The following is a 23,839-nucleotide window of genomic DNA, read 5'->3' on the forward strand; positions in this document are numbered from 1 at the left end:
GCATGCACACTCAAGACTCCCTCACCATCAACAACCCCTCCCTGCCCAAGGGCGGGGGGGCTATTCAAAGCATCGGCAAGGGCCTGGGGCCGGTCGGCACGCTGGGAACGGCCTCGTTTGACATTCCGTTGCCGATCTCCCCTGGCCGTGGCTACGCCCCGGCCCTGTCCCTTGGCTATAGCAGCCATGCCGGTAATGGTGTGTGCGGCTTGGGGTGGGGCTTGTCGCATTACGCGATTTCCCGACGAACCAGCAAGGGTGTGCCGACCTACACCGACGATGATCTTTTTGAAGGTCCGGGCGGCGAGGTGTGGATGCCGGAACGAAGCGTCGACGGCAGTATCAAGCGTCGAAGCGTACGTGCGTACCAAGGGCTAAATCTGGGAACGACCTATCAAGTCGCTCGTTACCAACCCAGGATCAAAGCGGGCTCCGAACTGATCGAGCACTGGCGCTCCAGCGTCACCGATCCTGGATTCTGGCTGGTCCATGCCAGTGACGGCGGCCTGCACCTCTATGGTTTCAATGAACAGGCGCGCATCGCCGCGCCCGCAACCGGCCAGCAACGGGTAGCTCAATGGTTGCTGGAAGAATCGATGAATGCCCATGGCGAGCACATCGTTTATGAGTACAAACAGGAAGACGAGCAAGGACTCACATCGGAATCGACACGCGATCACAACAGCCAACGCTATTTGCGCCGAGTTTGCTACGGCAACGCCACCGCCCACAACCATCTCTATGCGTGGAGCCGGCTGACGCAACCGCTGCAATGGCATTTCCAGCTGGTTTTTGACTACGGCGAACGAGCCACCGGCCTGAGCGATCAACCCAACTATCTCGCGCCCAATCCCTGGGCCGTGCGCAGTGACCCGTATTCCAGTTATGCCTATGGTTTCGAACTCAGAACCTCGCGTCTGTGCCGCCAAGTGTTGATGTTTCACCACTTCCCTGACGAGCTGGGTGAAGCGCCGGTATTGGTCAAGCGTCTGTTGCTCGAATATCAGGCCACCGATCTATCGTACAGCCAGCTTCTGGCTGCACATCTCCAGGCCTACGACGCCAAGGGTCAGGTCGAATATCGACCGCCGCTGGAATTCAGTTACAGCGCGTTCGACATCGAAAAAAGTCGCTATCACGCCTTTCAGAATTTGCCGGGACTCAACGACGGTCAACGCTATCAGTTAGTGGATCTTTACGGCGAAGGCTTACCTGGAGTGCTCTATCGCTCCGATAAAAGCTGGTTCTACCGTGAGCCGCAGCGAGCGCAAGCAGCGCAACACCCTGATGAGGTGAGCTACGGTGAGTGGCAAGCACTTCCCCGTCTGCCCAACGCCGACCAACACAAGCACGTGAGCCAGTCCTTGACCGACCTCTCGGGCGATGGGCGCCTGGACTGGATTGTCGCTCAGCACGGGTTGCACGGGTTTTTCACCCTCAACCCGGATCGCAGTTGGTCAAACTTTGCGCCCTTCGGCGTGTTCCCTCGGGAGTTCTTTCATCCCGAAGGTCAACTCGCTGATCTGATCGGCGACGGCCTCAGCGACCTGACCTTGATAGGCACCCAAAGTGTGCGTCTCTACTCTGCAAACCCGCAGGGCCGAGGCTTCACCAGCGCCACTGAAGTCGAGCATGAACTTCCTGACGATAGCTTGCCGGCGATGAGTAATAGCCATAACGAAGTGGTGGCGTTCAGCGACGTGCTGGGCAGCGGTCAACAGCACCTGGTGCGGATCCGTCATAACGAAATCAGGTGCTGGCCGAATCTGGGCCATGGCAATTTCGGTCGAGGCTTTCGCCTCGCCGAGCTGCCGTTTGCCTACGACGAATTCGAGGCCTCGCGCATCCTGCTGGCCGACCTGGATGGCTCAGGAGCCGCCGACATTCTTTACCTCAAAGCCGACCACGTGGAAATCTTCATGAACCGTGGCGGCAATGGTTTTGAGCAGCAGCCGCGGATCCAAACCTGGCCAGAAGGCGTGCGCTACGACCGTTTCTGTCAGGTGAGCACGGCGGACCTGCAAGGGCTGGGCTGTTCCAGCCTGATTCTGACATCGCCCCACGGCTCGCCCCGGCATTGGCGCTGTGACTTCATCACCTGCAAACCCTATTTACTGGTGGGCACCAACAACAATATGGGCGCATCGGGCAAGGTCGCCTATCGCAGTTCGGCACAAGAATGGCTGGACGAAAAACAACAACTGTTGGCGGCAGGCAAACCCGCGAGTTGTTACGTGCCGTTCCCGATTCATCTGGTCAGCCAACAGCACCAACTCGATGAGATCACCGGCAACCAACTCACTCAACAGCTGAATTATCGCCAGGGTTATTACGACGGGCACGACCGCGAAATGCGCGGGTTTGGTCTGTTGCTGCAATCCGACAGTGAAACCACTAGCCGGACCTCTGAACGCGAGCATGACGGTGCGCCACTGCTGACCAAAACCTGGTTTCACACGGGTCGTTTCGTCGACCTGCCGGGCGACGACTATGACACCTCGGACAGCCAGGCCCAGCCTTTGGGCAAGGCGCTATTGTTCAACGACATCCACAATGTCATCCCCGCTGCGAACAAAACTACCCAACAAGAAATGGCCAGAGCCCTCAGTGGCCTGACCCTGCGCGTGGAAACTTTCGGCCTCGACGGCAGCGCGCAACAGGCCCTGCCCTACGCAGTGCAACAGACGCGTTATGCGGTGGTACTGGAGCGTTCGAGTAGCGAGCAGCAACCCTACGCCGTCATGCGTCCTCTGGTGCTGGAGTCCATCGCCTACCACTACGAGCGTCAGCCGGATGACCCGCTTTGCCAGCACACCATTAACCTCGCCTGGGACATGTTTGACTACCTGACCCATAGCGTGAACGTCAATTATGCACGGCGCAAAACCCCTCAAGACGAACCACCGTTCAGTGAAAAGCATGAGCAAACCTGGTGGCGCGACACCCATGATGGTGCGCAAGCCTGCTACCACCTCAATGAAACGCGCGCTCAGTTCATTCAACATCCTCTTACGGAAAATCGTCGCCTGGGCTTGCCCTACCGACAGCGCAGTGATGCGCTGGAACTGGCAGCCCATGAACTGACGCCCTCACGGATTTCCTTTGAGCATTTCCGAGACTCGAAAGGCCCCCTCAAACTCACTGCCACGCGGATACTGACTGGGTTGTCTGTACAGCGTTACAAACACCCGCAGCTACCTGACAAAATCCTCGACGCGGGCAGCTCGACCTACCAGGCCCTGCAGGGGTATTTCGAAAGTGCAGAGCTAAATGAAACCGCGTTGCGTGTCTATGACTCAGTCCTGTCTCCCGCTCAACTGGAAGACCGATTGAAGGGTGACGGCTATCAAACCATGGCCACGTTCTTGCCCGCCGACGACGCCGTGCTTTGGTCAACCTGCAAAGGTTTCGTCACCTATGGGACAGCCAATCGCTTCTACAAAGTCCTTGGCGTGAAAGCGACCCAACGTCAGGGCACCACCACTGTTGGCTACGACATCTATCACTGCCTGCCAACCCAAGTCACGACGGCAGACGTCTGCCTTACCGAGGCTCACTATGATTATCGGCTCATGCTGCCTACCCGTATCATCGACCCGAATTTAAATACTCAAGAAGCGCTGTACGACGCCTTTGGAACGTTGCGCGTCAGTAGTTTCCATGGCACCGAACGTGGCCAGGCAGCCGGTTTTGCGCCTGTCTCCGACTATCGAGTCGCTATCACGGCCCCCGAAGATGCAATAGCGAACCCACACAGTGCATTACAGGGTGCAGCAGCCGCTCACTTCAGTCATGCATTCGCGTGGATGGGCCGGGCACCCCAAGACTTGATCAACGACAAAACCTGGTTGGCACAGCAAGTGGCCCTGGGCAACGTGCTGCCCAATGGGTATATCCGTTATTCGGCGCGGCTGAGACTGACCACTGACCCAGCTTCGACCCAGTGGGTGTCGCAAGCAAAACGTGAGCCCGCCTACGCGGTCAGCCTGCTGGCCGACCGTTACCCAGACGACCCCCAGGCCGCACAGATCCGCATCTCCATCACCTCTTGGGATGGCTTCGGTCGCGTGCTGCAAACCCGGCAAAAAGTCGAGCCTGGCGACGCCTACCAAACCCATGCCGATGGCAGGCTCGCATGGCAGGGTGGTCAGCCGGTGACCGCAGCCAGCGCTTCACGCTGGCGGGTTAGCGAAGGGGTCGAGTACAACAACAAAGGCTTGCCGATTCGTGTCTACCGCCCCTTCTTCGCTGACCACTATCGGTACATAGACGACTCGTCGCTCAGGCAACTAGGGCTGAGCGATCAACAATTCTATGACCCGTCAGGCAGACCGACGCTGACCATCACTGCCAAAGGCCTGTGGCGCCGGAAACGTTACCTGGCCTGGTACAGCATTAACGAGGATGAAAACGACACCTATGACGAAGCCATGGCGGACAAGGCGCGCCGAGAAAAGGAGCGCACATCATGAACCTGGACGTTCATCGCCATACTCCGACATTGACCACCCTTGATAGCCGAGGTCTGATAGCGCGGGTCGTTACCTACCGCCGCACACAAGCCGGTGGTACTCCGCAAGCGCGGATCACTCGACATGAATACAACGCGTCAGGTCTGCCCGTCGCAGACTGGGACCCGCGTTTGTTCAGTGAGACCCGGCCTCCCAATCAGCGCCGTATCTACAGTCTTACCGGCGCTCTACTCTGCAACACCAACGTAGATGCCGGGTGCCGCATACAACGCTTTACCGATGCCGGACCCGTACGAGAAAGCTGGGACATAAGGGGAGCGCATTCGCAGACTGACTACGACGAGCTGTTTCGCCCTACTGCCATTCACCACCAGAGCATCGGCCAAACCAGCCGCGTCACCCAACGCTTCGTGTATGCCGCCAACGCCTCCCAGAATGCTGCCCATAACCAATGTGGCCGTCTGATTCGTCGTGATGACGGAGCTGGCAGCGTGCTGTATTCGGACTATGGATTGACCGGTCACTCGTTGAGCGAAACCCGACACTTCTTGAACAATCTCGAGCAGCCGGACTGGCCAGCCACTGTCAGCGAACGCGAGAAACTGTTGGAAAACGGAATGGGAGCAATCACCCACTGGGCATTCAGTCCAGTGGGAGAAATGCTTAGCCAGCTCGATGCGTCAGGCAACAGACAGCGCTCAACCTACACCGTAGCCGGCCAGCTCGGCAGCCTGAAGCTGCACCCAAGCGGCCAGAGCGAATTGACGGTTTTGCAGGACTTGAGTTACACCGCCTTCGGGCAACTCAGCAGTCAAACAGCGGGCAATGGTGTTGTCAGCCGCGCAGACTACGACGCCGCCGACGGACATCTACTCAGGCTCACTGCGTCACGCCCGGGTCGAGGTGTCCTACAAGACCTCAGCTATGGCTATGACCCGGTGGGCAATATCGTCCGGGTTGAAGACCACACCCAATCGATCCACTACTTCAACAATCAACGGGTCGACGGCGTCAATAACTATGTTTACGACAGCCTCGACCAGTTGATCGAAGCCACTGGGCGCGAAGCGCTGGGCGGGCGCATCCAGCCAGGATTACCCGAGCTGGGCACCAACCCTGGCGATACCAGCCAATTGATCAACTACACCCAGCACTACCAATACGACGCAGGCGGCAACCTCACGCAATTGCGCCATGTCGGAAAGCACAACTACACTCGCGACATGCAGGTTGCGTCCAACAGCAATCGCAGCCTGCCCGTTACCCAGGGCAAAACTCCAGTGGATTTTCCAGGCGGCTTCGACGCCAACGGTAACCTGCTGAAGCTGGAGGGGGGGCAAACGCTACAGTGGAACGGCCTGGATCAGTTGCACAGTGTGGTCTTGTTGCCCCGCGCAGGTGGCAACGATGATGTTGAGCATTACACCTACGATGGTGCTGGCCAGCGTGTGCGCAAGGTCCGCATCACGCAAGCAAAAACCACCACGCTCACCACCGAAGTCCGCTACTTGCCAGGCCTGGAGATTCGTAGCAAGAACTCGGAACGTCTGGAAGTCATGACTCTCCAGGCCGACCATTGCACCGTTCGCTACCTGTATTGGGTAGAGGGTAAACCGCAAGGTATCGACAATAATCAACTGCGCTTCGGCCTTAACGACCACTTGAACTCCAGCAGCCTGGAGGTGGATGACCAAGGCAAGCTGCTCAGCCACGAAGGCTACTACCCATATGGCGGAACGGCCTGGTGGGCCGCCAAATCCGCACTGCAAGCCAAATACAAAACCATTCGCTACTCAGGCAAGGAGCGTGATGCCAGCGGACTTTATTACTACGGATTCCGATATTACGCCCCGTGGTTGCAGCGCTGGATTAATCCGGACCCTGCGGGAGATGCGGACGGACTTAACCTTTACAAAATGGTTAATAACTCTCCCCTTACCTTGGTCGACCCGAACGGGTTGATGTTTGCGCGCGCAGCAGCCAAGGTAGTTGGCGGAGCAGGCATTGCCGGTTATCAGGTCTACAAATCAAAAAACCAGATCCAGGATGCCTCTGTCTCAACACCTTCCTCTCGTGACAATACGGGTCTGAAAACACCCGGTGAAACTCAAGCCAACAAGTGGCTGGAAAAATCGCAACAGCACGTCTTAAAACCAGAAGACAAGATTATCGGCTCGTTCAGCGGTCGGCTGGCAACCGCGTTTAATCTGGCGCAAGGTCAGTTACCGGGCGCCAAAGCCATCGCCAAAGGTGCTGAACTGACCGCCGAGGCCGCTCAGTTCGCGACCCATTCAGAGGTGTCGGAAATCAACAAGACCAGCCTGGCTAAATCGGCAGTTGTTGATACCTATAACAACTTAGGCAACGTCGTAACGGCGACTAAAAAAGCGCTGCATACAACCGCCGTCGCCGCTACCGTGCCGACGCAAAAGCAAAACGAAATACAAGATGAACTGCGCAGGAGAGGTAACGAAGCAAAGGACGGGCTGACCACGTCTGTGGCCACGGGCGTCGGTGTTGCGGGTGTGCTGGACACCGCTGCAATCCTGGCCCCTCCAGGGCCGATCAAACTGGGCATCATGGGAGCATCGTTCCTGTGGAAAGCGACAGGGGTCGTACATACCGCGGAAGAACTGTCCAAAATTGCTGAACAGCACAAGGACCTGACTTCCAATGAGCTTGGCAAAAATGCGTTTGCTCAAGTGAAGGATATCAACAAACAAAAGAGAGCCGAGTTGATCAATCAATATGTGAAGAATGCGTCGTAAAGCGTCGCGTCAGAGAGCCCTACACATTTTAATCTTCGGTTAACACGTTCCGGTCGCGGCTACTTCGCGACCGCTTTATGTCTCTATTTCGATCACCCACTTCGCGGCTCACTCATGCGCTCGCGAACTGGATTTGTTCGCACTTTTTTCCTGCAAGCACAGGAAACTAACGAGTCGAGTAAACATGAACCATGCACTCCATCGCCACACACCGACACTCACTGCCATTGATAGCCGAGGCCTGACTTTACGGAACGTGGCCTACCATCGTGTTGACCCCACTGAATCACTTCAAGCACGGATCACACGGCACCAGCATGACGCAACAGGCAACATCGTTGCTGCTTGGGACCCACGACTAAATGAAGCATCGCTCGCGAACCAACGCTCTGTGTTTAGCCTGGGCGGCTCGGTTTTGGTCACCCGCAATGTCGACGCCGGAGACCGGATAAACCGCTACACCGATGCGGGCGACATCAAAGAAAGCTGGGACAGTCGAGGCACTCACTGGCAAACCGATTACGATGAAATGCTGCGGCCGGTGAAGCTGATCGAACGCGGCAAAGATCAACCCGCGCGGGTCATTATGCGCTTTGCATATGTCAACGCGTCACCTGTGACCGCCGCACACAATCAATGCGGGCGGGCGATCCGTGAGGACGACAGCGCAGGCTCGCTGCTGTTTTCCGAGTATGGGTTGCTGGGTCAGCCGCTGAGTGAAACCCGCCACTTTCTGAAGTCTCTGGAGCTGCCCGATTGGCCTGCCGAACCCGCCGACCGTGATCATCTGCTGGAACCCGGTATGGGCGCCACGACCTACTGGCAGTACGCCCCGACCGGTGAGTCGCTGACGCAAATCGATGCGCTGGGCAATGAGCAACGTTCGACCTATGACGTATCGGGTGAACTGTCCACATTGACGCTGCACCCTAAAGGGGGCACCGAACACCCCATCTTATTGGACGTTGCCTACAACGCCCACGGTCAGATAGAACAGCAAACTGCCGGTAACGGCGTGATCAGTCGAGCCGAATATGACCCGTCGGACGGACGCCTGAAAAGCCTCGAGACACTGAAGCCTGATCGCAGCAACCTCCAAGCACTGAAATACCACTACGACCCGGTCGGCAACATTGTGCGTGTTGAAGACAGCGCACAAGCCACCCGGTATTTCTCCAACCAACGCATTGATCCGATTAACCACTACACCTACGACAGCCTTTATCAATTGATCAAAGCCACGGGACGCGAAGCCCTGGGTGCCACCATCGGCCAGCAACTGCCGGACCTGAACCTGACACCGGGCGACACTCATCAGTTGCTCAACTACACCCAGCACTACCAGTACGACAGCGCGGGCAACCTGACTCAGCTGCAGCATGTAGGCAACCGCTCTTACACGCGGGTGATGGACGTTTCACGCAGCAGCAACCGCGCCCTGCCAATCATTGAGGATCAAGGCACTCGCGACTTCAACACAAACTTCGATGCCAACGGCAACCTGCAAGCCTTGCAGCGCGGCCAGAACTTGCAGTGGGACAACCGTAACCAGCTCAGCGGAGCCGTGATACTGCCGCGAGAAGGCAGCGACGACGATAGTGAGCGTTATATCTACGATGCCCAAGGAACGCGGGTACGTAAGGTCAGCACCACCAAGGCTAAAAGTACTACGCACGTCGCCGAGGTCCGCTACCTGCCGGGTCTGGAAATTCGCAGTGATAGCCGCGAGCGCCTGGAGGTCATCACGTTGCAGGCCGGTCGCTGCAACATGCGCTATCTGCACTGGGTCGTTGGAAAGCCACCAGGCATCGAGAACAATCAGCAGCGTTACAACGTTGACGACCTGCTGAGCACCAGCTGCATGGAACTGGATCTTCAAGCCAGCCTTCTCAGCCACGAAGGCTATTACCCTTATGGCGGCAGCGCCTGGTGGGCCGCCAAGTCAGCGCTGCAAGCCACTTTCAAGACCATTCGTTACTCGGGCAAAGAGCGCGACGCCAGCGGCCTTTACTACTACGGCCAGCGCTACTACGCGCCGTGGTTGCAGAGGTGGATCAATCCCGACCCTGCCGGGACGATTGACGGGCTGAATCTCTATCGAATGGTGGGCAACAATCCCATCAGCAATAGCGATCCAGACGGACGAGCAGGTGTGTCAAACCTGCCGGGCTCAAACTTCGGTTTCGATGGCATGACAAGAGCAGGACGCGAGGAACGCGCATTACGCAAAGCGAGCGAGGCAGCGACCATATCGAAACGCGCAGCGAAACTGGCGCGAGCACAAGAACTGGAGCCGCTCAATGACGCCGTTGCCATTCACCTGGAAGTGTTAAGCATCTCGAAACAGCGCGCCGAAGCAGCTCACCAGCAATTACTCAATTACTCGTCACTTCAGGAGCACGTAACGTCTGCTGTCAAACGAGGCGTCGCAGTCGTGGCGACCTCAGCTATCGGCACAGGGGCCGGGATCGGCGGAGCGTTGCTCGGTACGGCAATCTTGCCGGGTATCGGAACGGCGGCAGGTGCGGTGGGTGGTTATGTGATCGGTAAAACAGCCAGCGTGCTTGCCGATTATGCCGCCGAAAGAACGGGACTAAGCGCCTCTGTAAAACTGAAAACCAGTCCTTTATCCGCCGATAAAATATTCGAGGAAGGTGAACACAAAACCGTCAACCTCTCGGGATACGCGGCCTCGAAATTTAAAAAAATGCTCCCGACCACTCAAAATGGAGCCTACAAATTCGGGAAAGACCTTTCAAAAACCGCATTAGGTAAAGCACCCTTTGGCCAAGCGCTGAAAGTACTGCCTGAGATCCCTGAATTGATCCATGAAAACTTAGGGGCCGCCTCTGGCCTGTCGGAAGCAAAGGCTGAAAAACTCGACAATAAACTCACAGGCCTGATCCAAAGAATCGATGGAAGCCTGGGGTCGATCACCGCGATGTTTGATCAGCTTAATGCCAGCAGCGTCAACACCCCCGAATTCGGCGATATGTTCAAAAACAGCACGGCACAAAGTCTGTCTACAGCGACGTTGGAAGTGACCAATCGGCTTAGAGAAACTCAGGCGCTGGGCCGGCGCGTGGCAGCAATGCGTTAGAGCGGCCAGCCGTTATCCGATTGATGATGAGTTGAATAACCAGTAGCAGCACGGCTTGCCGGCGATGGGGATTTTGCGGACGCCATCGCCGGCAAGCCGTGCTGCTACAGGGATCGCGGTGTATCTGACACCCCTCAATGCAACAAATGCGCCTGCAACGTCAAATGCGCTTGCTCCCCCGGCGCGAGGCTCAGCACATTTGAGCCACCGGACGCCGCTTCAACGCACACAAAGCCCATCGCCTCATGCCCGCCCACGCCCATCAATGGGCGGCTACCGGGATGCCAGACGATGGTGTTGGTGCTGTCGCTGGTATCAATGCACAGGCTGCGTTGCCAGGTTTCGTCCTGCAGTTGCAGTTGCCCGGCGTGGTTGAACACCCTCTGACACCCGCCCTCGACCCGTAGCTCGCCTTCTTGCTGGCAGGCCTGTCGATTGAGTTGGTCGTAACCTTTGGCGCCGTCGAGCCCGTCGAGTGCCACGTCGGCTACATCGCTGATGCGCCAGTAGGCGTGCAGCGCATGGCTGAAGTGGCACGGCTCGCTGTCTTCGTGCTGGGTGCTCAACCGCAACTCCATGCCCTGCCCCAGATCGGCGTGCAAGTCGACCTGCCAGTCCCACAGCTTCAGGCGCCAGTGCAGGCTGACGCCGGACTCGTCTTCAGTGCTGTCGATGAGTTTCCAGTCAAGCAGCCGCGCCCAGCCATGGGACGGCCACACCCCTTCACTGGGATGACGGCCATACCACGGCCAGCACACCGGCACGCCGCCACGAATCGCGCCGACTTGCGGCCACTGCGACGCACACCACAGCCACGGGTGCTGGCCACGCGGCTGGAAATGCAGGAGTTGTCCGCCCTGACGACTGAACACCGCCTGGCAGGTCGGGTGATCGATCAACAACACGTCGCGCTGCTGAAAACGCTCCCACTCAAACGTCGGTCGTGCCCGGGACGAGGTGAAGAATCGTTGCAGTGGATGTTCAAGCGTGCCCGTGATCATGATGACTGTCCTGCTGCGGCTTGAAATAAAGACGATTGATCGTCGTAAAAAACAGAAAAAAAAGAGCAAAAAAACGGGCAGCCAACGCTGCCCGCAAAGCACACACGACCCTTGATTTGTAAAAGCGCTCACGTCCTTTTGTTAAACGCTTCCTGAAACTTTGACTGCATGCTCAGGCCAGCAACGCGTGCGTTGCCGACCTGATCAACACCGCCTGGGCTCTTGATGTATCAGAACACCGTCTGAATTTTCAGGCCGGCCACCAGAGCGTTGTCGACTTCGTCCACGCCACCTGGGTGGGTGATGTATTGCAGGTTAGGACGTACGGTCAGCCAGTTGGTAACGTGGAAGCCGTAGTTGATTTCGTAGTTGTACTCGGTGCTGCGCAACGGTGAGAACGCCGGATTGTCGTAGTCGGTGACACCGTTACTGGCGTTGAGCAACTCGGCGTTTTTCTTCACGTCATCGTTAACATGGATACGGGCAAAACCGATCCCCATGTCATCCTTCGGACGCATATCGAACGGGCCTTTGTACACAAACATCAGCGACTGGTAGTTGTCGATGAAGTTGGTGTCCTTGTCGTGGAAGGTTGCGTTAGCCGCAACTTGCAGACCGCGAGAAGCATCGCCGTTGTGAGTGGTCAGTTGCTGTTGCACTACGCCCCAGAAGCCGTGCTTGCTGCTGTGAACCTTGTAGGCATTACCGGTGGTCGCTGCGTTATTGCCGTTGGCGTCCTCAAGAACGTCATTGGCGTTGGCCGAGCTCTTGTAATAACCGACACGGTATTCGCCTGGAAGACCGTTAGGGTTCGGCGACCAGACCAGTTCAACCGGAATCAGGGCGCCGGTGGTACCACTGCCGCTGAGCTTGAAGCCGTTACCGTGCTCTAGCTGCGATGGGTTCTGGTCGTACACACCGATTTGCGCATAGAACTCAGGCGTGATGTTGTACTTCACGCGCAAAGCCGCCTGCATGACCGGCCAGTTGTACCAGATGTTCGTTGCCCAGTTACCCGCTTGGGAGCCGCAGAATGCCAGGTTCTGGAATTCGCAAGGGAAGGTGTTGAAGTCTTCGCCTACGCCCATGTAACCGGCTTTAACATCCAACGTTTTGTCGAGGAACTGATGCTGAACCCACAATTGGGTCAGACGCACCATGTGGCCACGGCCGTAAACTTCTTGAGAAGAACTCAAGGTGCCGGCACGCGGGTCGCCGACACGGTCATTGGAGATGTTTTGACCATTACGATTGGTGAGCTCGACCTTGGCCTGGGTGTTATCCCAACCCAACAGCTTTTGCAGGTCTAACGCCGCGCCCAGGCCAAACTGGTCGGCATAACGCGCAGTCTTGTCGTTGTTGTAGCCACCATGCAGGTTGCCCCCTACTTCACCGACATAGTCCGCCTTGATGTCGATACCCATCTCGATCAGCTTGGTCCGCTCACCGCCCCAGTCGCCAGTCATCCATTTGGAATCGGCGCTGAAAGCGTCGTCTGCCATCGCATTGGCAGAAAGAACCAGCGCTGCAACTGCCGACACTTGGCAGAGCAAACGGCTATTGTTGTGTGCCTTTTTCATCCATAACTCCTCGTTTTATTGTTATTAGCTTTTAGTACGTGGTCTTCTATTTACATCGTGTTGCCGGTTGATCGATCGATACGGCAGGATCGACCCACCCGCAGTGCTCCATGCCGCCTCAGAGGCCGCGGTTAATCTGTGTCACGTTGCCCGCTCGTTCAGCGGGCTGAGGCTTCCCCAGAACCCCCAACCGCTCGCCGCTTTTGGCGTCGAACAGCAGTACTTTGGACGGGTCGAACTGCAGCGTCAGCGTTTCGCCTACCTGCGGTGCGACATCCGGCGCCAGCCGGCAGCAGACCTTGCTCTCGTTGAGCGTGACGAACACCAGGGTGTCCGGGCCGGTGGGCTCGGTGACCTGGACTTCGGCACGAATGGTCGGCAAGCCATTGGGTTCGACGGGCGCCAGAACGATCTGCTCCGGGCGCATACCGAGAATGATGTCGCGGTCTTCCAGGCCGGCGTCGGAGATGCCCAACGGCAACTCGCAACGCGCCTGACCGCTGTCCAGCAAGGCCACCAGACGCCCGTCCTTGCGCTGCAGGCGCAGAGGAATGAAGTTCATCGGCGGCGAGCCGATGAAGCTGGCGACGAACTGGTTGGCTGGATCGTTGTAGATCTGCTTCGGTGTACCGAACTGCTGAATGATGCCGTCCTTCATGACCGCCACTTTGTCGCCCAGGGTCATGGCCTCGATCTGGTCGTGGGTCACGTAGACGGTGGTGGTCTTGTTGCGCTGGTGCATCAGTTTCATTTCAGTGCGCATCTCGACCCGCAGTTTGGCGTCGAGGTTGGACAGCGGTTCGTCGAACAGATTGATCTTCGGACGACGCGCCAGCGCACGGCCCATGGCCACACGCTGTTGCTGACCACCGGAGAGCTGGCCCGGCTTGCGATTGAGCAAGTGCTCGATCTGCAACAGCTTGGCGACGCGCGCGACTTCTTCGTCGATGGCGGCCTGGCTCATCTTGCGAATCTTCAGACCGAACTCGATGTTCTCGCGCACGCTCATGGTCGGGTACAGCGCGTAGGACTGGAACACCATGGCGATGTCGCGGTTTTTCGGGCTCATGCCGCTGACGTCCTGATCATCGATCAGGATCGCGCCGCCGGAGATGGTTTCCAGACCTGCGATGCAGTTCATCAGGGTCGACTTGCCGCAGCCCGAAGGACCGACCAGGATCAGGAATTCACCGTCCTTGATCTTCAGGTCGATGTTCTTCAGCGTGTCTGGCAGGCCGTGGCCGTAGGTCTTGTTTACATTGCGGATTTCAAGCGTTGCCATGATTACCCCTTGACTGCGCCGGCCGTTAGCCCACGCACGAAATACTTGCCTGCGACGATGTAGACCAACAGTGTCGGCAGCCCGGCGATCATCGCCGCCGCCATATCCACGTTGTATTCCTTGACCCCGGTGCTGGTGTTGACCAGGTTGTTCAACGCCACCGTGATCGGTTGTGAATCGCCACTGGAGAACACCACGCCGAACAAGAAATCGTTCCAGATCTGGGTGAATTGCCAGATCAGGCAGACCATGATGATCGGGGTCGACATCGGCAAAATGATCTTGCGAAAGATGGTGAAAAACTCGGCACCATCCAGACGTGCAGCCTTCACCAGTGCATCGGGAATGCTGATGTAGTAGTTACGGAAGAACAGCGTGGTGAACGCCAGGCCGTAAACCACATGGACGAAGACCAGGCCAGTGGTGGTGCTGGCCAGACCCATTTTGCCGAGGGTGAACGACGCCGGCAGCAGCACGGTCTGGAACGGCAGGAAGCAGCCAAACAGCAGCAGACCGAAGAACAGTTGCGAGCCACGGAAGCGCCACATCGACAGCACGTAACCGTTAAGCGCACCGATCGCGGTAGACAGCAGCACCGCAGGCACGGTGATCTTGATCGAGTTCCAGAAGTAACCGTCAACCGTGGCCCAGGCCTTGACCCAGCCAATGGCGGTGATCACGGTCGGCCAGCTCAGCAAGTTGCCGGTACTGATGTCTTCCGGCGATTTGAAGCTGGTCAGCAGCATGACCACCAGTGGTACCAGGTACAGCAGGCACGCCAGGATCAGCACCGCGTGGATCGCGATGCGACTGAAGTTGATGGAAGGTTTGTCGGCGAAACTAGTCATTGCGCTTGGCCCTCAGCTCGGAATACAGGTAAGGCACCACGATGGCGAGAATCGCCCCGAGCATCAGAATCGCACTGGCCGAGCCCATGCCCATCTGGCCACGGCTGAAGGTGAACGAGTACATGAACATCGCCGGCAAGTCGGAGGAATAACCCGGACCGCCCGCTGTCATTGCCGCCACCAGGTCGAAGCTCTTGATTGCGATGTGCGCGAGGATCATCACGGCACTGAAGAACACCGGACGCAGGCTTGGCAGCACCACTTTCCAGTAGATGGTCGGCAGGCTCGCGCCGTCGATTTGTGCCGCACGAATGATCGATTGGTCGACGCCCCGCAGACCTGCAAGGAACATCGCCATGATGAAGCCGGAGGCCTGCCAGACGGCGGCGATCACCAGGCAATACACCACGCGATCAGAGTCGATCAGCCAGTCGAGACGGAAGCCTTCCCAGCCCCAGTCACGCAACAATTTGTCCAGGCCCATGCCCGGGTTGAGCAGCCATTTCCACGCCGTACCGGTCACGATCATCGAGAGCGCCATCGGGTACAGGTAAATGGTGCGAATGAAACCTTCGCGGCGAATACGCTGGTCGAGGAACACCGCCAGCAACACGCCAACTACCAGGGTGATACCGATGAACATGCCACCGAATACCGCCAGGTTTTTGCTTGCGACCCACCAACGATCGTTGTTGAACAGGCGCTCGTACTGCGCCAGCCCTGCCCACGTATAGGAAGGCAGAAAGGTGGATGTTGTGAACGACAGAACAAACGTCCAGAGGATATAGCCGTAGAAGCCAACCAGCACGATGAACATGCTAGGCGCCAGTACCAGCTTGGGTAACCAGCGTTGCAGCGCATCGAACGGCGAGGCTTTGCTGAACACAGCGACAGAGCTCATCGGAAAATCCACTTTAAGTACATCAAATCCAGACCACAGTCGTGCGTGAAACCGGGCTACGGTTTCAACAGCACGAACTGCGGCTGGGGTTTACGTGTTATTTGAAACAGTGATTACTTGGCAGACTTGACCGCTGCGGCGAGCTTCTTGGCTGCATCGGCCGGATCGGCTTTCGGGTCGTTGATGTAGTTGGTCACTACGTCAAAGAACGCGCCTTGTACTGCCAGCGAGGTCGCCATGTTGTGCGCCATGCTTGGCTGCAGGCCGCCGGTCTTGGCATCTGCCAGGAAATCTTTGGCAGCGGTCTGGGCACAGGAGTCGAAGCCGTACTTGCCCATGTCGGCCAGCATGTCGGTCCGCACCGGGATCGAACCCTTGTTGATGCTGAAGACCTTCTGGAAGTTCTCGCCGAGAACGACCTTGGCAATGTCCTGCTGAGCAGCCGTCGTGCCCTTGTCCTTCTGCTTGAACACCGCCAGAGAGTCGATGTTGTAAGTGAAGGCCTTGTCGGTACCCGGGAAGGCTACGCATTCGTAATCCTTGCCAGCGACTTTCTTGGCAGCGGTCCATTCGCTCTTGGCCCAGTCACCCATGATCTGCATGCCGGCCTTGCCGTTGATGACTTTTGCAGCCTCAAGGTTCCAGTCCTGGCCTTTACCGTCGACGTCCATGTAGGTCGCGATTTTCTTCAGTTCGGTCAGCGACTTGATCATGCCTGGACCGGTCAGTTCGCCGTTATCCAGATCGACCAGGGCTTTTTTGTAACCGTCGGCGCCCATTACAGACAACACGACCGCTTCAAACACGGTGCTGTCCTGCCAAGGCTGACCACCGTGGGCCAGCGCGATAAAGCCCGCAGCCTTGAGCTTGTCGCCCGCTGCGTAGAACTCTTCGAGGGTGGTCGGGTTTTTGGTGATGCCGGCTTTCTTGAAGACTTCCGGGTTGATCCACAGCCAGTTGACGCGGTGGATGTTCACCGGGACGGCAACGTAGTCGCCGTCATACTTCACGGTGTTGGAGACTTTCTTGTCCAGCAGGCTGTCCCACTTTTCGGACTTGGAAACTTCCTTCAGAGCGTCAGTATCGAGCAACCCGGTAGACGCCCATTCCTGAATGTCCGGGCCTTTGATCTGCGCGACGCCTGGCGGGTTACCGGCTACGGCACGGCTCTTCAGAACGGTCATGGCAGTCGCACCACCACCGCCGGCAACAGCGCCGTCTTTCCAGATGAAACCGTCTTTTTCAACTTGAGCCTTGAGCACATCGACAGCCGCTTTTTCGCCACCGGATGTCCACCAGTGCACGACTTCGACAGTGCCTTTGGAATCAGCAGCAATAGCGCTCAGAGGGAACAACGAGGCGAGAGAAACGAGTGCGGCGAGACGGGTAATCGAATTCATCAATTTGACCTTTCTTGTTGTTATGCATGAGCAAGTCTGGTGCTTGCACTGGGAGGATTTTAACCAAGCCGTTTATCGGCACGGTAACGAAGGGACGCGCGAAGGTCACAGGTCGGTTACATAACGGAACCGACCTGGCGATTGGGGAGTCAGTCGTTGATTCGCGGCAGGCGCAAAGTCACGCGCAACCCGCCTTCACGCAGGTTTTGCAGGCTGACTTCGCCGCCGTGGCTGTGGGCAATATTTCGCGCAATACCCAGCCCCAGGCCGTAACCCTGTTGCTGTTTGCCAGCCAGACGGAAATGCGGTTCGAACACCTGTTCCAGACGCTGCTCGGGCACACCGGGGCCTTCATCCTCGACATGCAGGACAAAGGCTTCGGCATCGTCCTCGACGTACAGATGGGCACGGTCGCCGTACTTCAGCGCGTTGTCGATCAGGTTGCCCATGCAGCGTTTGAGCGCCAGCGGCTTGCCCAGGTACACGGAAGCCGCTTCCCCCTCACGCGTGACCCGACCATTACCGTTGGGTGACAGGTAAGGTTCGATCAGCCAATGCAGCACATGGTTGAGGTCCACCGGCTCGATGTTTTCGTGGATATCGGTGTCCTTCACGCACTGCAAGGCACCTTTGACCAACAACTCCAACTCGTCGAGGTCACGGCTGAATTTGGCTTGCACGCTTTCGTCTTCGAGCAACTCGACCCGCAGCCGCAGACGGGTGATCGGCGTGCGCAAGTCATGGGATATCGCGCTGAACAATTGGCTGCGTTCAGAAAGATAACGGCTGATTCGCTCGCGCATGGCGTTGAACGCGCGACTGACTTCCACCACCTCACTGCCACCGCCCTCCACCACCGGCTCGACCACCGTGCCCAGCGACATTTCCCGCGCCGCCCGCGCCAACCGCTTGAGCGGCCGACTTTGCCAATGCACCAGCAAGCCAATGAACAACAGCAGAAAACCACTGGTCAGGACGATAAACCACACCTGCTGCGCCGGCAGGTTCTGGTCTTCCAGGGTGGTGTAGGGTTCCGGCAACAACGAGGCGATGTACAGCCATTCACCTGGTGCCAGCTCGATTTGCGTCACCAACACCGGCGGGTTGACCGGCTCCAGACTCAAGGCGTAATGCGCCCAGGAGCGCGGCAGTTCGTCGAGCTTGAGTCCGCTATTGAAAATCCGCAGGTCTTCGGGACGCACGAACATCGCCGAGATTCGCGGCTCGTTGCCCAGATGCTCGCGCAGCACTTCACCCACCGCGCTCAACACTGCCTGCTTGCGTGGCGTTGGCTCGAGCACCGCCATTTCCAGCGGCCGGTCATTGAGCGACACGACGAATCGAGTACCGCCCATGCTGCGCAACTGATCGAGCACCAGCGGACGATAGGCCACCGGCAACGAACGAAAGTAACTGACGCTGGCGGCCATCGAATAGGCAAGACTGCGAGCACTGGTGACCAGGCCTTCCATCTGCGTTGCGCGCAGTTGCGACAGCCAGATCACGCTGGACAGCGCCTGAGCCAGCAACACCACGAGCAACGTCAGAAACAGCATGCGACCCAACAGCGAGCGCGGTACCGGCAGGCGCCAGGTTTTTTTCTCAGTAGCCATTGCTGGCCTGTGAAGTCACGTTCGCCGCCAACAGATAACCACTGCCGCGCACGGTACGAATCAGCCGTGGCGCCTTGCCGGTATCGCGCAAGCGCTGACGCAGGCGACTGACCGCCATGTCGACGATGCGTTCCAGCGGCATCAGCTCACGACCACGGGTGGCGTTGCCGATGGTGTCGCGATCGAGGATCTGCTGCGGGTTATCGAGAAACAGTTTGAGCAGCGCAAAATCGGCGCCGGAGAGAATCACCTCCTCGCCGTCACGGTGAAACAGCCGATGACTGACCATGTCCAGCCGCCAGTCATCGAACACCAGCACTTCGCCGGTCACCCGCTGTTCCTGGCCGAATTGCGCACGCCGCAACAGCGCCTTGATCCGGGCTTGCAGCTCCCGGGGGCTGAACGGCTTGCCGAGGTAATCGTCCGCGCCCAGTTCCAGACCGATCACGCGATCGGCCTCATCAGAGCTGGCGGTGAGCATGATGATCGGCACTTGTGACTGACGCGGATGCTGACGCACCCAGCGGCACAGACTGAAGCCGTCTTCGTCGGGCAGCATGACATCGAGGATCACCAAATCGCTGGGCTCTTCATTGAGCGCCTGGCGAAAACCGGCCCCATCGCCCACCGTCCGCACCGCAAAACCGCAACGACTCAGGTAGGTTTGCAGCAATTCCCGAATCTCCTGGTCATCATCGACCAGCAAAATCGACTTACTGACTGAGTTCACATCCGTCGTCCTTGTTATGGGAAAAATACGCGCCTCAAGCTTGAGGTAGCGGCCGAGGTCGCGCAGATTACACTGTCAGCCAAACGTTTGCTGCAATGCAACTCCCGCTCCGGTAAGTCCCGGATATTCGGCAGTCACCAACCACACCGGCACGCCTTTGAAGTAATTTTTCATCAAACCCTTCGCCGAGAACGCCTTGGCAAAGCTGCTGGTCATGAAGAAATCGGCAAAGCGCGGCACGACACCGCCACAAATATAGACCCCGCCACGACCGCCCACCGTCAGCACGTTATTGCCGGCCACACGCCCGAGCCAGCAGCAAAACTGATCCAGCACCGCAGCCGCCACTGGGTCACCGGCCAGGGCAGCCGAGGTGATGGCCGCCGGCGACTTCAGCGTTGGTTCTATGTGGTCCAGCGCACAGCAGGTCTGGTACAGCAACAACAAACCGGCGCCGCTGAGGATGGTTTCAGCGCTGACATGCTCATGATCGTGCATCAGGCGCGTCCAGATCAGCGCTTCGCGAGGCGTGCCGATCGGTAAATCGACGTGCCCGCCCTCGCCCGGCAAGGCTTTCCAATGGTTATCGGCCAGACCGATCAACGTCCCGACGCCCAACCCGGTGCCAGGGCCGATCACCACCCGTGCGCAGCTCTTGTCGGAAATGCCGTGGCAGATGGTCAAATATTCATCGTCACGCAGACGGGTCATGCCCAACGCCATGGCAGTGAAATCGTTGACCAGCAACAGGTTGTCGACTTTCAGGTGTGCGCAAAACTCGGCGCGACTGATGCGCCAGTGGCTGTTGGTGAACTGAAATTCATCACCGCTGACCGGCCCGGCGACCGCCAGGCACACCGAGCCGACATCGCCTGGATGTAAATCGAGGTCGTCAAAGTAGACCTCCAGCGCCTTCTCCGGGCTAGCGTAGTCGATGGTCGGGAATACCCGGATCGAATGCAGTTGATCGTCTTCCCAGATGGCAAAACGCGCATTAGTGCCGCCAATATCACCGACCAAAGCCAATTTCACTTAAGCGTCTCCAGACTCGAAGTAAAGGCGCTGGCGCCCTGCTCTGCCGAGCTGAACGCCATGCGCATGAAGCCGAACAGTTCACGTCCGCAACCGACACCGTTGTCGAGCAGACCGACTGCCGGTTCTCTGGCGGCCAATTCTGCCGGTTCGACCAGAACTTGCAATGTACCCTTAACACCGTCGACACGAATGACGTCTCCGTCACGAACCAGCGCTAAAGGCCCACCATTGAAGGCTTCCGGACACACGTGGATTGCAGCCGGGATCTTGCCGGACGCACCGGACATCCGACCGTCGGTCACCAACGCGACTTTAAAACCACGGTCCTGCAACACACCAAGGAACGGCGTCATCTTGTGCAGTTCCGGCATGCCGTTGGAGCGCGGCCCCTGGAAGCGCATCACTGCAACGAAGTCGCGCTCCAGCTGACCAGCCTTGAACGCGTCGGCCAGGTCTTGTTGATCCTGGAACACCAGCGCCGGCGCTTCGACGATTTGATGCTCGGGCGCCACGGCCGAGACTTTCATCACGCCACGACCGAGGTTGCCTTCCATGACGCGTAGACCGCCTTCAGGCGAAAACGGTCGTGCGGTTGGACGCAGAATGTCTTCGTCCAGGCTTTCGATCGGGCCTTCGCGCCACACCAGTTTGCCTTCTTCGAGAAAAGGCTCCTGCGTGTAACGGCTCAGACCGAAACCGGCGACGGTGTTGACGTTTTCGTGGAGCAAACCGGCTTCCAGCAATTCACGGATCAGGAACGACATGCCGCCAGCGGCCTGGAAGTGGTTGATGTCGGCTTTGCCATTTGGATACACGTGGCTGAGCGTCGGCACCACTTCCGACAGATCGGCCATGTCCTGCCAGGTCAGAATGATCCCGGCGGCCATGGCAATCGCCGGCATGTGCAAGGTGTGGTTGGTCGAGCCGCCGGTGGCGTGCAAGGCGACGATGGAGTTGACTAGCGAACGCTCGTCGACGATCTCGCCGATCGGCATGAAGCTGCCGCTCTGCTTGGTCAGACGGGTGATCTGGTGCGCGGCTTCGCGGGTCAGCGCATCGCGCAACGGCGTGTTCGGGTTGACGAACGACGCGCCCGGCAAGTGCAGGCCCATCACTTCCATCAGCAACTGGTTGGTGTTGGCGGTGCCGTAGAACGTGCAGGTGCCTGGGCTGTGGTAAGACTTCATCTCCGATTCCAGCAGCTCTTCGCGGCTGGCTTTGCCTTCGGCATAGCGCTGGCGGACGTCGGCTTTTTCCTTGTTGGAAATCCCCGATACCATTGGCCCGCCGGGCACAAAGATGGTCGGCAAATGACCGAAACGCAGCGCGCCCATCATCAGGCCGGGCACGATTTTGTCGCAGATGCCGAGCATCATTGCCGCGTCGAACATGTTGTGTGACAGAGCCACCGCAGTGGACATCGCAATCACTTCGCGGCTGGCGATGCCCAGCTCCATGCCCGGTTCACCCTGGGTCACGCCGTCGCACATGGCCGGCACGCCGCCAGCGAACTGACCGACAGAGCCGATCTCGCGCAGCGCCTGCTTGAGCAGTTCCGGGTAGTGCTCGTAGGGCTGGTGCGCCGACAACATGTCGTTATACGACGAAACAATCGCCACGTTGGCGGCGTTCATCATCTTCAGATTGTTTTTGTCATCGGTGCCGCAGCCAGCCACGCCGTGGGCGAAGTTGGCGCATTGCAGCTTGGCGCGCATCGGGCCATCACTGGCAGCGCCGCGAATCAATTGCAAATAGCGCTCGCGCGTCGCACGACTACGGGCGATGAGCCGCTCAGTTACCTCAAGAACGCGGGGATGCATGTGATGAACTCCAGGCTAACGGATAGGTGACCCACTCAGATAATTCCAATTGTCTACAGTCAGGCCTACGCTGAGCAAAGGCTGATTTTTGAACAAATGTACTGATCTTGCGGGTTACTCGTTGTAGATAAAACAAAATATTGCCATTAAAAAGGCTTGTTTTCTATTTTTATGCGAATAATCTTGTAATTCCAACAACAAATTCAAATGAGGACGGCTGTATGACCCTTCGTATCGCAATCAATGGCTTTGGCCGCATCGGCCGCAATGTCCTGCGAGCACTCTATACCCAAGGCTACCGTCAGGACCTGCAGGTCGTCGCCATCAACGATTTGGGCGACAGCGCGATCAACGCACATTTGCTGCAGTTCGATACCGTACATGGTCACTTCGACGCCAACGTCGAATTCGACACCGAAAGTCTGACGGTCAATGGTGACCGGATTGCGGTCAGCGCCATTCGCAACCCTGCCGATCTGCCATGGAAAGCCGAGAACATCGACGTGGTGTTCGAATGCACCGGTCTGTTCACTGACCGTAGCAAAGCAGCCGCCCATATCACTGCCGGCGCGCGCAAAGTCATCATTTCGGCCCCGGCCAAAGGCGCTGATGCCACCGTGGTCTACGGCGTCAACCACGACGTGCTGCGCCAATCGCACCAAATCATCTCCAACGCCTCCTGCACCACCAACTGCCTGGCGCCGATTGCCCAGGTGTTGAACCGCGAACTGGGCATTGAAAACGGCTTGATGACCACCATCCATGCCTACACCAACGACCAGAACCTGACCGACGTCTATCACTCCGACCCCTACCGTGCGCGTTCGGCGACCCACAACATGATCCCGAGCAAGACCGGCGCGGCTGAAGCCGTGGGCCTGGTGCTGCCGGAATTGGCGGGCAAACTGACCGGTATGTCGGTCCGCGTGCCGGTGATCAACGTGTCGTTGGTGGACCTGACTGTGCAATTGAAGCGCGAAACCACCGCCGACGAAGTAAACGCGATCTTCAAGGAAGCCAGCCGCCACTCGAAGATTCTTGGCTACAACACCCTGCCGCTGGTTTCCAGTGACTTCAACCACAACCCGCTGTCGTCGATTTTTGATGCCAACCACACCAAAGTCAGCGGCAAGCTGCTGAAGGTCCTGGCCTGGTACGACAACGAGTGGGGCTTCTCCAACCGGATGCTGGATAACTGCCTGGCGCTGCATAACGCTCAGTAAGCGTTGGTACATGAACCGTCACGGATAAGTGCTTGACCAGCATCGCAGATGATAAGCATTATCATC

Annotated in this window: 14 protein-coding genes; 4 read left to right on the plus strand and 10 right to left on the minus strand. The window is 57.9% G+C overall.

The genetic code is table 11. The features are described 5' to 3' along the window. Window positions 1-2: 2 nt before the first annotated feature. The 3 genes from ACF0H7_RS25620 to ACF0H7_RS25630 all read left to right on the plus strand — a co-directional run bounded on the left by ACF0H7_RS25620 (window position 3) and on the right by ACF0H7_RS25630 (window position 10,340). Window positions 3-4,472 carry a SpvB/TcaC N-terminal domain-containing protein gene (locus ACF0H7_RS25620; protein ID WP_397449628.1) on the plus strand — a complete coding sequence of 1,490 codons (4,470 nt, stop codon included), beginning with the start codon at window positions 3-5 and terminating at the stop codon, window positions 4,470-4,472. Beyond that, window positions 4,469-7,240, plus strand: coding sequence for an RHS repeat domain-containing protein (locus tag ACF0H7_RS25625; protein ID WP_397449629.1), 2,772 nt, complete (start codon window positions 4,469-4,471; stop codon window positions 7,238-7,240). The genes ACF0H7_RS25620 and ACF0H7_RS25625 overlap by 4 nt, the downstream gene beginning before the upstream one ends. A gap of 184 nt (window positions 7,241-7,424) precedes the next feature. After that, window positions 7,425-10,340: an RHS repeat-associated core domain-containing protein gene (locus ACF0H7_RS25630; protein WP_397449630.1), complete on the plus strand. Its 2,916-nt coding sequence runs from the start codon at window positions 7,425-7,427 to the stop codon at window positions 10,338-10,340. Window positions 10,341-10,474: 134 nt separating this feature from the next. Here the strand turns inward: ACF0H7_RS25630 and ACF0H7_RS25635 are convergent, their stop codons facing one another. The 10 genes from ACF0H7_RS25635 to edd all read right to left on the minus strand — a co-directional run bounded on the left by ACF0H7_RS25635 (window position 10,475) and on the right by edd (window position 22,550). Next, window positions 10,475-11,341, minus strand: a complete 867-nt coding sequence (locus tag ACF0H7_RS25635) for a D-hexose-6-phosphate mutarotase (RefSeq protein ID WP_397449631.1) — start codon at window positions 11,339-11,341, stop codon at window positions 10,475-10,477. Window positions 11,342-11,571: 230 nt separating this feature from the next. Next, window positions 11,572-12,921, minus strand: a complete 1,350-nt coding sequence (locus ACF0H7_RS25640) for a carbohydrate porin (protein ID WP_397449632.1) — start codon at window positions 12,919-12,921, stop codon at window positions 11,572-11,574. Between the two features lie 118 nt (window positions 12,922-13,039). Further along, complete coding sequence (locus ACF0H7_RS25645; RefSeq protein ID WP_397449633.1) at window positions 13,040-14,203, minus strand: ABC transporter ATP-binding protein; 1,164 nt, start codon at window positions 14,201-14,203, stop codon at window positions 13,040-13,042. Window positions 14,204-14,205: 2 nt separating this feature from the next. After that, complete coding sequence (locus ACF0H7_RS25650; RefSeq protein ID WP_397449634.1) at window positions 14,206-15,051, minus strand: carbohydrate ABC transporter permease; 846 nt, start codon at window positions 15,049-15,051, stop codon at window positions 14,206-14,208. After that, on the minus strand, window positions 15,044-15,952 hold the full coding sequence (locus ACF0H7_RS25655) for a carbohydrate ABC transporter permease (RefSeq protein ID WP_397449635.1): 909 nt from the start codon (window positions 15,950-15,952) through the stop codon (window positions 15,044-15,046). Before ACF0H7_RS25655 ends, ACF0H7_RS25650 begins: the two co-directional genes overlap by 8 nt. A 113-nt stretch (window positions 15,953-16,065) precedes the next feature. Next, window positions 16,066-17,352 (minus strand): ABC transporter substrate-binding protein, encoded by a 1,287-nt coding sequence (locus ACF0H7_RS25660; RefSeq protein ID WP_397449636.1) that lies wholly within the window; start codon window positions 17,350-17,352, stop codon window positions 16,066-16,068. 149 nt (window positions 17,353-17,501) lie between these two features. Beyond that, on the minus strand, window positions 17,502-18,965 hold the full coding sequence (locus ACF0H7_RS25665) for an ATP-binding protein (RefSeq protein WP_397449637.1): 1,464 nt from the start codon (window positions 18,963-18,965) through the stop codon (window positions 17,502-17,504). Continuing rightward, on the minus strand, window positions 18,955-19,695 hold the full coding sequence (locus ACF0H7_RS25670) for a response regulator (RefSeq protein ID WP_397449638.1): 741 nt from the start codon (window positions 19,693-19,695) through the stop codon (window positions 18,955-18,957). Before ACF0H7_RS25670 ends, ACF0H7_RS25665 begins: the two co-directional genes overlap by 11 nt. Before the next feature lie 75 nt (window positions 19,696-19,770). Beyond that, window positions 19,771-20,727 (minus strand): glucokinase, encoded by a 957-nt coding sequence (locus ACF0H7_RS25675; RefSeq protein WP_397449639.1) that lies wholly within the window; start codon window positions 20,725-20,727, stop codon window positions 19,771-19,773. Then, window positions 20,724-22,550, minus strand: a complete 1,827-nt coding sequence (gene edd, locus ACF0H7_RS25680; protein WP_397449640.1) for a phosphogluconate dehydratase — start codon at window positions 22,548-22,550, stop codon at window positions 20,724-20,726. Before edd ends, ACF0H7_RS25675 begins: the two co-directional genes overlap by 4 nt. A 221-nt stretch (window positions 22,551-22,771) precedes the next feature. On the opposite strand from edd, the gene gap reads away from it, so the two are divergent. Next, entirely contained in the window at window positions 22,772-23,773 is a 1,002-nt protein-coding gene (gene gap / locus ACF0H7_RS25685) for a type I glyceraldehyde-3-phosphate dehydrogenase (RefSeq protein WP_397449641.1), read from the plus strand. Window positions 23,774-23,839 lie beyond the last annotated feature (66 nt).

Origin of the sequence: Pseudomonas sp. NA-150, from assembly GCF_044336365.1 — a bacterium.
In the GTDB taxonomy this organism is placed as follows: Bacteria; Pseudomonadota; Gammaproteobacteria; order Pseudomonadales; family Pseudomonadaceae; genus Aquipseudomonas.